This window comes from Pseudemcibacter sp., assembly GCF_965661635.1.
GTDB lineage: Bacteria > Pseudomonadota > Alphaproteobacteria > Sphingomonadales > Emcibacteraceae > Pseudemcibacter.
On sequence record NZ_CBFIEP010000172.1, the window covers coordinates 1 to 12,342 of the forward strand.

A 12,342-nucleotide genomic window follows, 5' to 3' on the forward strand; every position below is an offset into this window, starting at 1 on the left:
CTAAATGGGAAACTTGAGAAAACACATTGCATGGATTCTAATTCAAAAACCTTTCACGGTGATCAATGGGTTACTGCGGAATTAGAAGTAAAAGGCGATGAATATATGCGTCAATATATTAATGGTGAACTCGTGATGGAATATAAAAAACCAATCGCCGATGCCAATGATGAAGAACAACCCGCTCATCCTATGAAAGATGGTGTGCCTGTTACTGAAGGCTATATTGCTTTACAAGCGGAAACTCATCCTACCGAATTCCGCAATATTATGCTCCTTGACATAAGTAAGGATTAAAGAAACATACCGGAATAATGGGCTGCGGCACCATAAAGTGCGGGGTATTTTTCTATAATTAAATATGTTTCAATTGATTTTACAAAGGGCAACTTTTCATTTTCTTCAAATTTTGCCCTAAAATCACTCTCTAGAAAAAACTGCTGCATTTTAGGTAACATCCCGCCCGCGAGAAAGACACCCGCTGTGGCATTAAATGTTCCTGCCATATCGCTCGCAAAACTACCTAACATACCAGAGAATATTTTTATAGCTTGGACCGAATTTTCATCATTTTCCTCAGTCGCCAATTTGTTTATTGTAGCGGGTCTAATTTTGGATTGATCCAAACCTTTAATTTTTCCAAGTGCAAAATGTATATTACTTAATCCCCGGCCAGACATTAGCTCCTCTATAGAAACCCTATTATAATCGTCTGCTGTAATCTTGAAAATTTCTTTTTCAAGAGCGCCACTTGGTGAAAAGCCAATATGCCCCCCTTCACTAGCAACCGCTTTCCATTTTTCACCAACTGAAACAATGGCGCCAACACCAACACCTGTCCCTGGGCCAAGCACAACCATATTGCCGTTTTTAATGGATTCACCGCCGCCAATTTTGATCAACTGGTCATCTTTTAATATTGGCATCGAGCATGCGTGCGCATAATAGTCATTCATGACTATAACTTCTTCCATATGTAAATATGACGCAAGTTCCGACTGGTTAAATTGCCATGTCCCATTGGTCATGGAAACTTCATCTTTATTAACTGGTCCCGCAAATGCAATGGATGCTTTTTTGACACGCTTACCAACCTGAGCTAGATAATCATTAACGGCATCTTCTAAATAAAGCCAATTTTCCGTCGGGTACATATTGACATCATTTAATTGAATATCGAGATTTTCATCAATATTTGCGATGGCAAAACGCACATTGGTACCACCGATATCGGCAACTAAAAATTTTGAATCCATTTACTTCGGCCCTGTATTCACTACGCTGCATATACACTCAGCGGTATCTTATAGTTCGCACTACTTCATCATTATATCAAGCCAATGTCAATCAAGCATTACACCGACCAATATAATTCTACCGGGGTTTTATTTTGATGCAGTAAATAACTAACGGGAAGTGATAAACTTTTAGCTTCTTTTGCTTTCTCAAAGACCGCTAATTTCTCATCACCGTAAAAATATAATATAATCTTTTTAGCATCTAATAGACAATTTAAAGTCATCGTTATGCGGTCTACTTCACCATTTCCTCTTTTGATGGCAGCACATAGCTGATCATTATTTTCATCCATTGCTTCTATGGCATCCTGAACCCCCGGAAAGAGAGACGCCGTATGACCATCAGTTCCCATACCAAGAAGCACAATGTCAAATGGACGGGGCATTTTATTGATTAAGATTACCGTCTCTTTTTGACCATCAATTGGGTTTTCAGGTGATGTTTTTAATCCGATATAATTGGCATTACTTGCTTGATTTTGAATTAAAGTTTCACGGATTAATTTTTCATTACTGTCTTTATGATCTGGCGCAACCCATCTTTCATCTGTGGGCGCAAAGAAAACCTTTTCCCATTCCAGTTCTGATTGCGAGATAGATTGATATAGGGGGCCAGGCGTCGTGCCCCCTGATAAAAGCATTGAAGCTTTGCCATTAATCTCGATACCTGTTGATAAAGCTTTTATTACGTTTTTGTTTAATTTTGCGACGAGTTCTCTTTTATTTTCAAATTTGAATTCTTTTATGTTCGGCATTTTTATTTCAATTCCGGTCCACTTGACCCTGCTTTATATTCTATCATTTTTTGGTTTGTCTTTTCCCAAGCATCTCGGATGCCATCAATCCACTTCCATGATGCCAATATTTCATCATCACGTACGAAATTAGCTTGCTCACCCTTTATCACCTGATGAATAAGATTTTCATATGCTTCCGGGATACGGGCATTTGTTTGTTCATTTAACGCTTGCTCATTAATAAGGTTCGTAAAATCTGTCAAATTTCTAAATTCGATGTTTGGTTGAATTTCTATGGTAATTTTTTGGCTATTACCTTCTTTAAAAATTACTTCAATCTGTGCGCTTCGATCAGATAGCCTTTTACCCGTTTTTAAATAAATCGGAACATCTTGCCATTTTTGATTATCAACAAATGCTTTTAATGCAACAAACGTTTCTCCACACCCTTCTGCTTTTCCTGTAATTTCTTCTTGGTAGGATGGGACAGTTACGCCACCCACAACTCCATCGCTATATTGCGCTTTGATGGTATGAGATTTAACATTCGTTTCCGTAATGGGTCTTAGGGTATTAATAACGGCGACTTTTGCATCGCGTATTTCTTCATCATTTAATTCTTCCGGCATTTCCATTAAAAGAAGCGACAAAATCTGCATTAAATGGTTTTGAACCATATCCCGTAAAATTCCAGCACGATCAATAAATTCTATCCGCCCTTCCACGCCTACAGTTTCTGATACGGTAATTTTTATTTTCTCGATATGATCTTTATTCCAAACGTTATCAAGTGCCTTATTTTCAAAGCGCATTTTGATAATATCTTGTATCGCTTTTTTGCCTAGATAATGATCAATGCGATATATTTGTTCTTCTTTAAATGCCTTCCTAAGCAATTGATTTATTGAAAGTGCGCTTTGGTAATCTTCACCTAAAGGTTTTTCAACAACAACTTTAGAATAAGTCGAATTTAAATGATGTGCGCTTAATTGTTCACATACGGTAGCAAATAAAGTAGGCGGAACAGACATATAATAAATAATATTTCGTGGTTCAGCTGCTAATGAGAGTTCAGCTGATAATTGTTGCCAATCCGGCGAATGAATTAAATCGATTTTAAAATATGATAAATGTGAGAAGAAGTCAGCGAAAACATTTTCGTCAAAATGAGATCCCATAAACTCTCTTAATTTCAATTCGATTAATTCATTGAATTCATCACGTGAGAGCGCCCCTCTTGAGGCGCATATAATCCGACTACCGCGCGGCATGTTACCATCACGAAACAAAAAATAAAGTGACGGAAGCAGTTTTCTTAGTGAAAGATCCCCCACACCACCAAATATAACAAAATCAAGTTTCATTCATATTTCTCTCAAAGTATGGCTTATTATGTAATCGGTTACACGGTTGCAGACAACATATATTTTCACATTTGATAAATGTGATTACCACCAACTAATATAAATAACAGATAAGACTATCAGGACAGCAACACCAACCAAGTTATAGCTTTTACTCGTATGAAAATCCGTTTTTTCCATAGCATGGACTTGATCACTTTCTTCTTTAACCATTAACGAAACCGAAACTGCCAGAATAAAACATATGACAGACACAAAATTCATGCGATCCAAAAATGGCAATGCTGGCCAAACTAACTTAAATGCGAGTGACGCAAGAAATGACCCTATTGCAGCGGCTAATGCCCCTTTTGGTGTCGTCCGGTTCCAAAACATTCCAAGCAAGAAAATCACAACAATCCCTGGTGTAAAGAACCCCGTATATTCTTGAATATATTGAAATGCCTGATCAAAATTTCCAAGCAATGGTTTTGCCATAACCATGGCAATAATCAGCGAAACAAAACTAACGATGCGTCCGACCATCACATAATGGTTCTGACTTCTATCAGGTTTATAATAGCTATAAATATCCATCGTAAAAATCGTTGAAATACTATTGGTCATTGACCCGAGCGAGGATACAATCGCAGCAACCAATGCTGCAAATACAAGTCCCAGCATACCCGGGGGCATCAATTTCATTAGTGCAGGATATGCCTGATCTGATGTTTCAAGTTCAGGGAAAATTACAAATGCAGCAATGCCTGGAAGCACGACAATTATAGGCATAATCAACTTTAGCATTGCGGCAAAAGCGATTCCCTTTTGAGCTTCACCAATGCTTTTTGCGGCGAGAGCACGTTGAATAATATATTGGTTAAATCCCCAATAAGCGAAATGTAGAACCCAAACCGCACCAACCAGTGACGTAATGCCGGGCAACAATTCATAATATTCATTATCAGCTGATAATATCATATCGAACTTTTCAGGGGCTAATGCCATAAGCTTACTAAAACCCGCTAAAACGCCCGCATCTTCACTGATAATGTTAAGCGTTATGTAAGAAAGATAAAACCCTCCTGCGACAAGCAACACAACCTGTATAATATCTGTAAAGGCCACAGCCTTTAGGCCCCCATATAATGAATAAGCCGCGGCAAACGCGCCTAAGAAAATCAGGCCATAAAAAATATCAACATCTGCGACCGTATTGATTGCCAACGCCCCAAGCCATAATACGGAAGTCAGATTGACGAATATATATACCCCAATCCAAAATATCGCCATGACAAGACGGACATCATGGTTATACCTTCTCTCAAGGTACTGCGGCATGGTATAAATCCGGTGTTTCAAAAAGATTGGAAGAAAGTATTTACCAACAATCATCAAGGTAATGGCCGCAAGCCATTCATAAGACGCAATACCAATACCAACCGCATACCCAGACCCAGACATGCCAATTATTTGTTCAGCGGAAATATTTGCAGCAATAAGCGAAGCGCCAATGGCCCACCACGTTAAAGAGTTCCCAGCCAGAAAATAATCTTTGGTATCCTTATCGTGACCTTCTTTTTCGCGTGATACAAACGTCGCGATTGCAATTAATCCAACTACATAAGCCGCAAAAATACCAATATCGAGTGTCGATAGGCTCATATAAAATCCTCTTGAGTTTTTATTCTTTTACAGCAATAACATTAAAAACGGCAAATCCAAAAATATAAATCTTATGGAATTCATTATGAAAAATGTAATCAAAACAATTTCTATCCTTTTAATGACACTCTGCTTTTCTTTTAGTCAAGCCCAGGAATTTGATACTGGCGGAAAAAATCCTGATAGTAACGATATTGTTTATCATTTTGGATATGGATCAAACCTTGATGAAGATTACATGCGTCAATGGACACCAAGCCTTAAATTTGTCACCAAAGCGCAGCTTCCAAATTTCGAAATACAATTTAGAAAATATTCAACGGACCTTGAAGGCGGCATCAGTAGCATAATCCCAAAACCAGGTGGCCTCGTTGAAGGCGTAATATACGAAATTAAGAAATCTGAAATCGAAGCTCTCGATATTTTAGAAGATGTTCCCTTAGGAATTTATAGCCGTGAAACTTTTAAAGTCATCGCACCCGGTGGCACTTGGTATAACGCTGACCTTTACCGCGTTATGAACCCAAAAGGCCCATTTACACCGTCTATTAAATATCTTGGATATATGATCAAGGGCGCGAAAATGCATGGCATAAATAAGCCGTGGATTGATCATTTAGAAAAATTACGGGAATCTGTAATCAATAGAAAATAATATATCAAGGGCGATTTCTCACCCTTGATATTAAAAAAGTTTTATTCTTCTGGCGCTGAAATTTTTAGAATTTTGCGCATCGGCATATCTTGAAGCACGTAAATTGCGCCATCAGCCCCTTGGCTTACGTGACGCAAGCGGTGTCCAGGTTCATCTAATAATCGCTCTTCACCGGCAACATTATCACCAACCAACACCAGACGCGACACATGCGCAGACGATAGCCCTGTCAGGAACAAGTTCCCTTTCCATTGTGGGAACATATCGCCCGTATAGAACATCATTGATGATGGTGCCAATGACGGATCCCAGTAATAAATTGGTTGCTCTGTGCCGTCTTTCATAACGCCACTTTCACCTTCTGCTCTCTCACGTGGCATAGGACTATATGCAACATAGGGCCAACCATAGTCTTTTCCGGCGGCTAAAACATTAATTTCATCACCTGTAGTCCCACCCTGATCAGCGACCCAAAAATCACCAGTAATTGGGTTCTTGGCCATGCCATTTGAATTACGAAGCCCAATAACGTAAGCCATGTCATTGACATCAGGGTTACCAACAAATGGGTTATCCGCTGGAACTGAACCATCTTTATTAATCCGAAGCACCGTGCCAAAGGTATCCTTTAAATTTGGAGAACCCATTGGGCTTTTACGCTGTGTCGTAATCAACAGTTTTCCATCATCATCGAATGCCATACGGCTTGGTGTTGTCTCAACAATGACTTTAACATTCGAGAGGTTCTTCTCATCAGAAGAAAGCTTTGCGCTTGCAACACGCCATGTACCCCAAGGGTTTGCGGCTTTTTCTTCGCGCGACAGTCCATTCCATTCTTGGCGCTCTTGTCCAGATTTTTGATAAGCTTCATCGGAATTATCAGTGTCATATCCATCAGGAGCCCCAAGATACGTGAAGTAAATCATTCTGTTATTTTCAAAATCAGGATCTAAAATAATGTCATTTAATCCGCGTGACCCCCATGCACGAACCGCGGGGACTCCTTTTACTGGATCCGAAACATCACCATCTGGGCTAATAATTCGGATACGGCCAGGTACTTCAGTCACGATCATATTGCCATTCGGCATATGGGCCATCGCCCAAGGTCGGTTAAGACCAACAACGAAATCGGTAAGTTCATATCTTGCGCTTTTTTTCGCAAGTGGCGCGCGGGTTTGCCCAGCAAAAGCGGGTTTGCCTTCATAATTTGGTCTTTGCTGCTGCGCAGAAGCAGAAAACACCATTGCCGATGCTGCCGCTATCCCAAGCATCATCGCAGCTTTTTTACCAAATAAATTCATTATTTTTCTCCCTAAATAAATTTTGTGTAAAAAGTATAGGTTATCTTATAACGCAAATCAATTGATCCTTATCTTGCATTTCTATGTTGCTTTGCATTTTGATATATAGATAATAGATAAAACGAAATATGATAGGACTTAAAATGGCGATCACACTTCATAAAGGCGACCTAGACGCAAATGTAAAATTTACGGGTGCAGTAGCGATTGATACTGAAACGATGGGGCTAAACCCAAATCGTGATCGACTATGTTTAGTGCAGTTATCATCAGGCGACGGAAATGCGCATTTGGTGCAAATCGCAGCAGGTCAGACGGAAGCACCAAATTTAGTAAAACTCCTTGAAGATCAAAACATCACAAAAATTTTCCACTTTGCCCGCTTTGATGTTGCGGTGTTAAAAAAATATTTAAACGCCAATGTGGCACCGGTTTATTGTACAAAAATTGCTTCGAAACTTGTCAGAACATATACGGACCGACATGGTTTAAAAGATTTAGTGCGCGAACTGCTTAATATTGATATTTCCAAACAACAACAAAGCTCCAATTGGGGCGCTGATAAGTTAAGTAAAGCACAATTAGAATATGCCGCATCAGATGTATATCATCTACATAAATTGATGGAAAAATTAGATTTAATGCTCAAAACTCATAACCGTGTTGACTTAGCGAAAAAATGCTTTGACTTTCTTTCAACTCGCTGTGAACTCGACCTAAAAGGTTGGGAAAACACTGACATTTTTGCCCATAGTTAATAAAATAACTTAACTGCGACATTTCTTTCTCAAATATACCCTTTTGTCTTGATGCGTTCACTCTTTAGGATTACATTTAATATATGTCATAAAATGCTCCATTATTTTGACAAAATTAACCTTTAGACAATTAAAATCAATAAATGGAACATGGCAATAGAATTGGAACGACCAAAACGTGAGTACGAATCCGGATCAAATTTTAAAATCTAATGAAGCGGTAACGTTCGATGAAAGTGAGCGTCAAGCTAATCGTGCGGATAATCTTAAAAAAATGGTCCCTGTTCTCACGGTTATTGCATTGATTTCACTTATTATTTACCCGATTTTGGCTTCACGAGAAAATAGCTTTACACTTGCGATTGATCGCCTACCTGAACGTGATGAAAAAGCAAAACTGATCAAACCCAGTTATGTTGATATTGATCGCAATAATAACCCCGTTAATATCTCAGCACAGTCCGCATACCGTGAAGAAAATGAACACACCGATTATTTCTTTACGAATTTATTAGCGCAAATGTCATTGCCGTCAGGAGAAGCCATTGAAATCGAAGCCATGAGAGGTGCCTTGAATACGGGCACTCAAATCATGGATTTAGGTGGTGAAATTACAATTCTTTCTGAAACTGGATTTTTACTAACGTCCACAGAAGCAACATTCTTTATTGCCGATAAAATAGCGGCAGGAAAAAATGGCGTTAAAGGCATCGCCCCATTCGGCCGTTTTAGCGCAAATACATTTAACGCAAACGTTGAAGAAGAGATCATTACTTTAGAAGGTAATGTGACAATAAACTTTGATCCCAAAAAACCATTAAATTTGATGGAAAATACATCAGGGAATATTAATTAATGAAATTTTTTAAATTAACCTCAATAAATACCTTTCTGATTTTTGCTTGTTCAATATTTATTTCGAATGCACAAGAATCTGCTTTGAAAGATCATAACGTTGATAATCCTGTTGATATCAGCGCAGACAGACTTGAAGTAAAGCAAAAAGAAAATATTGCTTTTTTCACTGGCAATGTTGTTGTGACACAATCCGATATGTCACTCTTATCAGATCGAATTACCGTTTTTTATGAAGAGGAAAGAGGGGAAAATAGCACCTCTTCAATTTCTAGACTAGATGCGTCAGGAAATGTCACATTGACGTCGCCGACAGAAACCATTCGCAGTACATGGGGCGTTTATGACTTCGCCGAAAGAATTATTACTTTAGGTGGTAAAGTGGAATTTAATAACGCCGAAGGACAATTGACAAGCCCGCGTCTACAAGTGAATTTGTCCACCGGTCAAATCACGATGGACGGCGGAAGAGTTGAAGGCGAAGGATCAGGTCGAGTAAGTGGCCAATTTATACCGCCAGAAAGTGAATGACCGCATAACTAATAAGCTGATAATATTGATTTTTTGATATTAATACTTACATATTATTAATCTGTTGATGAGTAAAATATACACATGGAAAAAATAATAAAGCTATCAACTTCTGAACACCACCCTGCATCATTAGATGAAGGTCTTGTTGTAGATGCCGTTGAAAAGAAATACCGCAAAAAAACAGTCCTTCGCGGTATATCCATGCAAATACGTAAAGGCGAAGTCGTTGGACTACTTGGCCCAAATGGCGCCGGAAAAACCACAAGTTTTTATACAATGGTAGGATTGGTACTACCTGATTCTGGACGTATTTTATTAGATGGGCATGACATTACCCATATGCCCATGTATCGACGGGCCCGCCTTGGTATTGGGTACCTTCCGCAGGAATCTTCTATTTTTAGAGGTATGACTGTAGAAGAAAACATTTGGTCCGTACTTGAAATTTGTGAACCAAATCCATCAAAACGTGCCGAGAAACTTGAAAGTTTACTTGATGAATTTGCCATTCAGCATATTCGAAGTGCGTCTGCCCTCGCCTTATCAGGCGGCGAGAGACGTCGTGCTGAGATCGCACGCGCTTTGGCTTCTGGCCCGTCATATATGCTTCTTGATGAACCATTCGCTGGCATCGACCCAATAGCCATAGCAGATATCAGAAACCTTGTGTCGCATTTAAAAGATAAGGATATTGGTGTTTTAATCACCGACCATAACGTTAGGGAAACATTAGATATTATTGACCGCGCATACATCATTCATGATGGTCAAGTATTGATGTCCGGCACACCAGAAGAAATCGTCGCAAACGAAGACGTAAAACGTGTTTATTTGGGTGAGAACTTTAGTTTATAATGGGGAAATATTAAATGGCATTAACGCCACGCCTTGACATTAAACAATCACAGTCGCTTGTACTGACGCCACAACTTCAACAAGCGATAAAAATGCTACAACTCTCTAGCATAGAACTTGTTGAAGTTGTCGCGGAAGAAGTGGCTCAGAACCCAATACTAGAATATAGCGATGCGTCACCGGAACGAAATGACTTAGAAAAAGATAACGACGCTGACAAGGATAAAGCACCTCAAAATAAAGATACAAAAACAACTGATGATTTCCTTCAAGATCATTCCCCTATCAGCACTGAAAAAGACACACCATTAGATACTGATTATTCAGAAATGTATGATGATAGTGCCTCTGATCAAATGGGCACGCTACCAGAACAAAATTTAGGCTTAAACGGTAGTAATATGATCACGGGGGGATCAGGGAATTTTGATTTCTCTGATACAACATTCGAACAAAAACAATCCGATACTTTATCGTTAAAATCGCATTTAGAAGAACAGCTCGTTTTACTCAATGCAGCACCTTATGAAAAAATAATCATCCAATATTTAATCGGATTAATGGATGAAGCTGGCTATATCACCGAAGAAACACACCTGATTGCCGAAAGGTGTGGATGCGACGTAGAAGACATAGATCGAATTTTTAAAATTGCTCAAACATTGGAACCACTAGGTGTTTTTGCCAGGTCATTAAGTGAATGCCTTAAAATTCAACAAATTCAAGCTGATCGTTATGATCCTGCTATGGAAATTTTCTTAAATAACTTGGAAATGCTTGGGGAACGCAAATTTAGTGATCTAAGAAAATTGTGCAATGTTAGCAAAGAAGATTTTCTTGATATGGTCGAGGAGATCAAATCATTGAATCCTAAGCCAGGATTGGAATTTGGCGAAGAAGTTGTCTTTACAGTTATCCCTGACGTGTTTGTTAAGAAATCACCTAAGGGAAAATGGTTTGTAGAATTAAACAATGATACGCTACCAAAAGTCCTTGTGAATAACCGATATTTAAAAGAGGTTGGTTCAGACAATATAAAAAAAGAAGATAAAGATTATATTGATGAGTGTGTTTCAAAAGCCAACTGGCTCGTAAAAGCACTAGATCAACGCGCCAATACAATTCTAAAAGTATCAAGTGAACTTGTTCGTCTGCAAAAGAGGTTTTTAAATGAAGGTATTCAATATTTAGCGCCTATAAATTTAAAAACCATCGCTGAAGCTATTGAAATGCATGAAAGCACAGTGAGTCGGGTCACAGCCAACAAATATATTGCTACCCCAAGAGGTATATTTGAAATGAAATTTTTCTTTACCACGGCAATTGGTTCGCTGGATAGTGACAACCAGCATTCATCAAGATCAATAAAGTATAAAATCAAACAACTCATCGATGACGAAGACCCTAAGAAAATTCTATCTGATGATAAGATCGTAGAAATGATTAGGGCCGAAGGCATTGATATAGCAAGGAGAACTGTGGCGAAATATAGAGAATCTTTAGAAATCCCATCTTCCATAATAAGAAGAAGAATGAAAAACCCCGTCCTTTGATCATCAAGTTTGAGAGGGAAATTACAGATAGCATAACTCTCATAGGACAGGAAAAGACGAAGTCATATCATTTATATGACGAGTTGAAAAATAGCTGAAATATGTGAAACCTTGACAGATTAGTCACATGACACTAGTTTCCGCGACTTTAAGAAGATGCATGACTTTAGGCATCAAATTACTAAGCTATCTGAGATAGGATCTGACTTAAAATGAGAATTACAGTAACTGGAAAACAATTAGATGTTGGCGCATCATTAAAAGAACATGTTGAATCACGTATTGAAGGAAGCGTCAAAAAATATTTCAGTCATACTATTGAAGGGGATGTCACGCTGACAAAAGTTGCTCATCTCCATAGGGCAGATTGCAAAATCCATATTGGACACGGTATTTTTTTACAATCAAGTGCAGAAGAAACCGATATATATGCGGCTTTTGACGCCGCAGCCGACAAAATGGAAACGAGATTACGTCGATATAAAAGACGAATTACCAATCACCACAAAGAACGAAGCAGCAAAGAAGAGTTAAATGCTGTTTATAAAGCACAATATAATGTTTTTGATGTTTCATCTGAAGATACACAAAAAGACGAAGAAGAAACAACGCCAGTAATCATTGCTGAAATGGATATGGATATTCCAGAAGTGACAGTTAGTGATGCTGTTATGCGCCTTGATCTTGGTGAACTTCAAACTTTGATGTTTAGAAACAGCGGGCATGGCGGCATTAATGTTGTTTATAGAAGACCTGATGGTAACATCGGTTGGATAGATCCCAAA

At 38.6% G+C, this 12,342-nt stretch carries 13 protein-coding genes; 8 read left to right on the forward strand and 5 right to left on the reverse strand.

Annotation, left to right across the window (positions count from 1 at the left end):
- Positions 1-297: 3-keto-disaccharide hydrolase (locus ACTF6W_RS11465; protein WP_438994682.1), on the forward strand; the 297-nt coding region annotated here is incomplete at its 5' end.
- Here the strand turns inward: ACTF6W_RS11465 and glk are convergent.
- The 4 genes from glk to ACTF6W_RS11485 form a co-directional block, all read right to left on the reverse strand.
- Entirely contained in the window at positions 294-1,256 is a 963-nt protein-coding gene (gene glk / locus ACTF6W_RS11470) for a glucokinase (protein WP_438994683.1), read from the reverse strand. The genes ACTF6W_RS11465 and glk overlap by 4 nt on opposite strands.
- Before the next feature lie 98 nt (positions 1,257-1,354).
- Positions 1,355-2,053 (reverse strand): 6-phosphogluconolactonase, encoded by a 699-nt coding sequence (gene pgl, locus ACTF6W_RS11475; protein ID WP_438994684.1) that lies wholly within the window; start codon positions 2,051-2,053, stop codon positions 1,355-1,357.
- A 2-nt stretch (positions 2,054-2,055) separates the two neighbouring features.
- The gene (gene zwf / locus ACTF6W_RS11480; RefSeq protein WP_438994685.1) at positions 2,056-3,399 is read right to left on the reverse strand and encodes a glucose-6-phosphate dehydrogenase; all 1,344 of its coding nucleotides are present in this window, start codon (positions 3,397-3,399) and stop codon (positions 2,056-2,058) included.
- 84 nt (positions 3,400-3,483) lie between these two features.
- Positions 3,484-5,043 carry a sodium/sugar symporter gene (locus ACTF6W_RS11485; RefSeq protein ID WP_438994686.1) on the reverse strand — a complete coding sequence of 520 codons (1,560 nt, stop codon included), beginning with the start codon at positions 5,041-5,043 and terminating at the stop codon, positions 3,484-3,486.
- Between the two features lie 85 nt (positions 5,044-5,128).
- On the opposite strand from ACTF6W_RS11485, the gene ACTF6W_RS11490 reads away from it, so the two are divergent.
- Positions 5,129-5,698 (forward strand): gamma-glutamylcyclotransferase family protein, encoded by a 570-nt coding sequence (locus ACTF6W_RS11490; protein WP_438994687.1) that lies wholly within the window; start codon positions 5,129-5,131, stop codon positions 5,696-5,698.
- Between the two features lie 41 nt (positions 5,699-5,739).
- Here ACTF6W_RS11490 and ACTF6W_RS11495 read toward each other — a convergent pair whose 3' ends face one another.
- Positions 5,740-7,002, reverse strand: a complete 1,263-nt coding sequence (locus ACTF6W_RS11495) for a PQQ-dependent sugar dehydrogenase (RefSeq protein WP_438994688.1) — start codon at positions 7,000-7,002, stop codon at positions 5,740-5,742.
- A gap of 143 nt (positions 7,003-7,145) precedes the next feature.
- On the opposite strand from ACTF6W_RS11495, the gene ACTF6W_RS11500 reads away from it, so the two are divergent.
- From ACTF6W_RS11500 to hpf, 6 genes are all read left to right on the forward strand, one after another.
- The gene (locus tag ACTF6W_RS11500) at positions 7,146-7,760 is read left to right on the forward strand and encodes a ribonuclease D (protein ID WP_438994689.1); all 615 of its coding nucleotides are present in this window, start codon (positions 7,146-7,148) and stop codon (positions 7,758-7,760) included.
- A 178-nt stretch (positions 7,761-7,938) separates the two neighbouring features.
- Complete coding sequence (gene lptC, locus ACTF6W_RS11505) at positions 7,939-8,616, forward strand: LPS export ABC transporter periplasmic protein LptC (protein WP_438994690.1); 678 nt, start codon at positions 7,939-7,941, stop codon at positions 8,614-8,616.
- Positions 8,616-9,146 carry an LptA/OstA family protein gene (locus ACTF6W_RS11510; protein ID WP_438994691.1) on the forward strand — a complete coding sequence of 177 codons (531 nt, stop codon included), beginning with the start codon at positions 8,616-8,618 and terminating at the stop codon, positions 9,144-9,146. The genes lptC and ACTF6W_RS11510 overlap by 1 nt, the downstream gene beginning before the upstream one ends.
- 84 nt (positions 9,147-9,230) lie before the next feature.
- Positions 9,231-10,004 (forward strand): LPS export ABC transporter ATP-binding protein, encoded by a 774-nt coding sequence (gene lptB / locus ACTF6W_RS11515; protein WP_438994692.1) that lies wholly within the window; start codon positions 9,231-9,233, stop codon positions 10,002-10,004.
- A gap of 14 nt (positions 10,005-10,018) precedes the next feature.
- Positions 10,019-11,557 carry an RNA polymerase factor sigma-54 gene (rpoN, locus tag ACTF6W_RS11520; RefSeq protein WP_438994693.1) on the forward strand — a complete coding sequence of 513 codons (1,539 nt, stop codon included), beginning with the start codon at positions 10,019-10,021 and terminating at the stop codon, positions 11,555-11,557.
- A 212-nt stretch (positions 11,558-11,769) separates the two neighbouring features.
- Positions 11,770-12,342: ribosome hibernation-promoting factor, HPF/YfiA family (gene hpf / locus ACTF6W_RS11525; RefSeq protein ID WP_438994694.1), on the forward strand; the 573-nt coding region annotated here is incomplete at its 3' end.

Coding starts and splice junctions, on each gene's coding strand:
- glk (WP_438994683.1), bottom strand. CDS start 1,256: ATGGATTCAAAATTTTTAGTTGCCGATATCGGTGGTACCAATGTGCGT.
- pgl (WP_438994684.1), bottom strand. CDS start 2,053: ATGCCGAACATAAAAGAATTCAAATTTGAAAATAAAAGAGAACTCGTC.
- zwf (WP_438994685.1), bottom strand. CDS start 3,399: ATGAAACTTGATTTTGTTATATTTGGTGGTGTGGGGGATCTTTCACTA.
- ACTF6W_RS11485 (WP_438994686.1), bottom strand. CDS start 5,043: ATGAGCCTATCGACACTCGATATTGGTATTTTTGCGGCTTATGTAGTT.
- ACTF6W_RS11490 (WP_438994687.1), top strand. CDS start 5,129: ATGAAAAATGTAATCAAAACAATTTCTATCCTTTTAATGACACTCTGC.
- ACTF6W_RS11495 (WP_438994688.1), bottom strand. CDS start 7,002: ATGAATTTATTTGGTAAAAAAGCTGCGATGATGCTTGGGATAGCGGCA.
- ACTF6W_RS11500 (WP_438994689.1), top strand. CDS start 7,146: ATGGCGATCACACTTCATAAAGGCGACCTAGACGCAAATGTAAAATTT.
- ACTF6W_RS11510 (WP_438994691.1), top strand. CDS start 8,616: ATGAAATTTTTTAAATTAACCTCAATAAATACCTTTCTGATTTTTGCT.
- lptB (WP_438994692.1), top strand. CDS start 9,231: ATGGAAAAAATAATAAAGCTATCAACTTCTGAACACCACCCTGCATCA.
- rpoN (WP_438994693.1), top strand. CDS start 10,019: ATGGCATTAACGCCACGCCTTGACATTAAACAATCACAGTCGCTTGTA.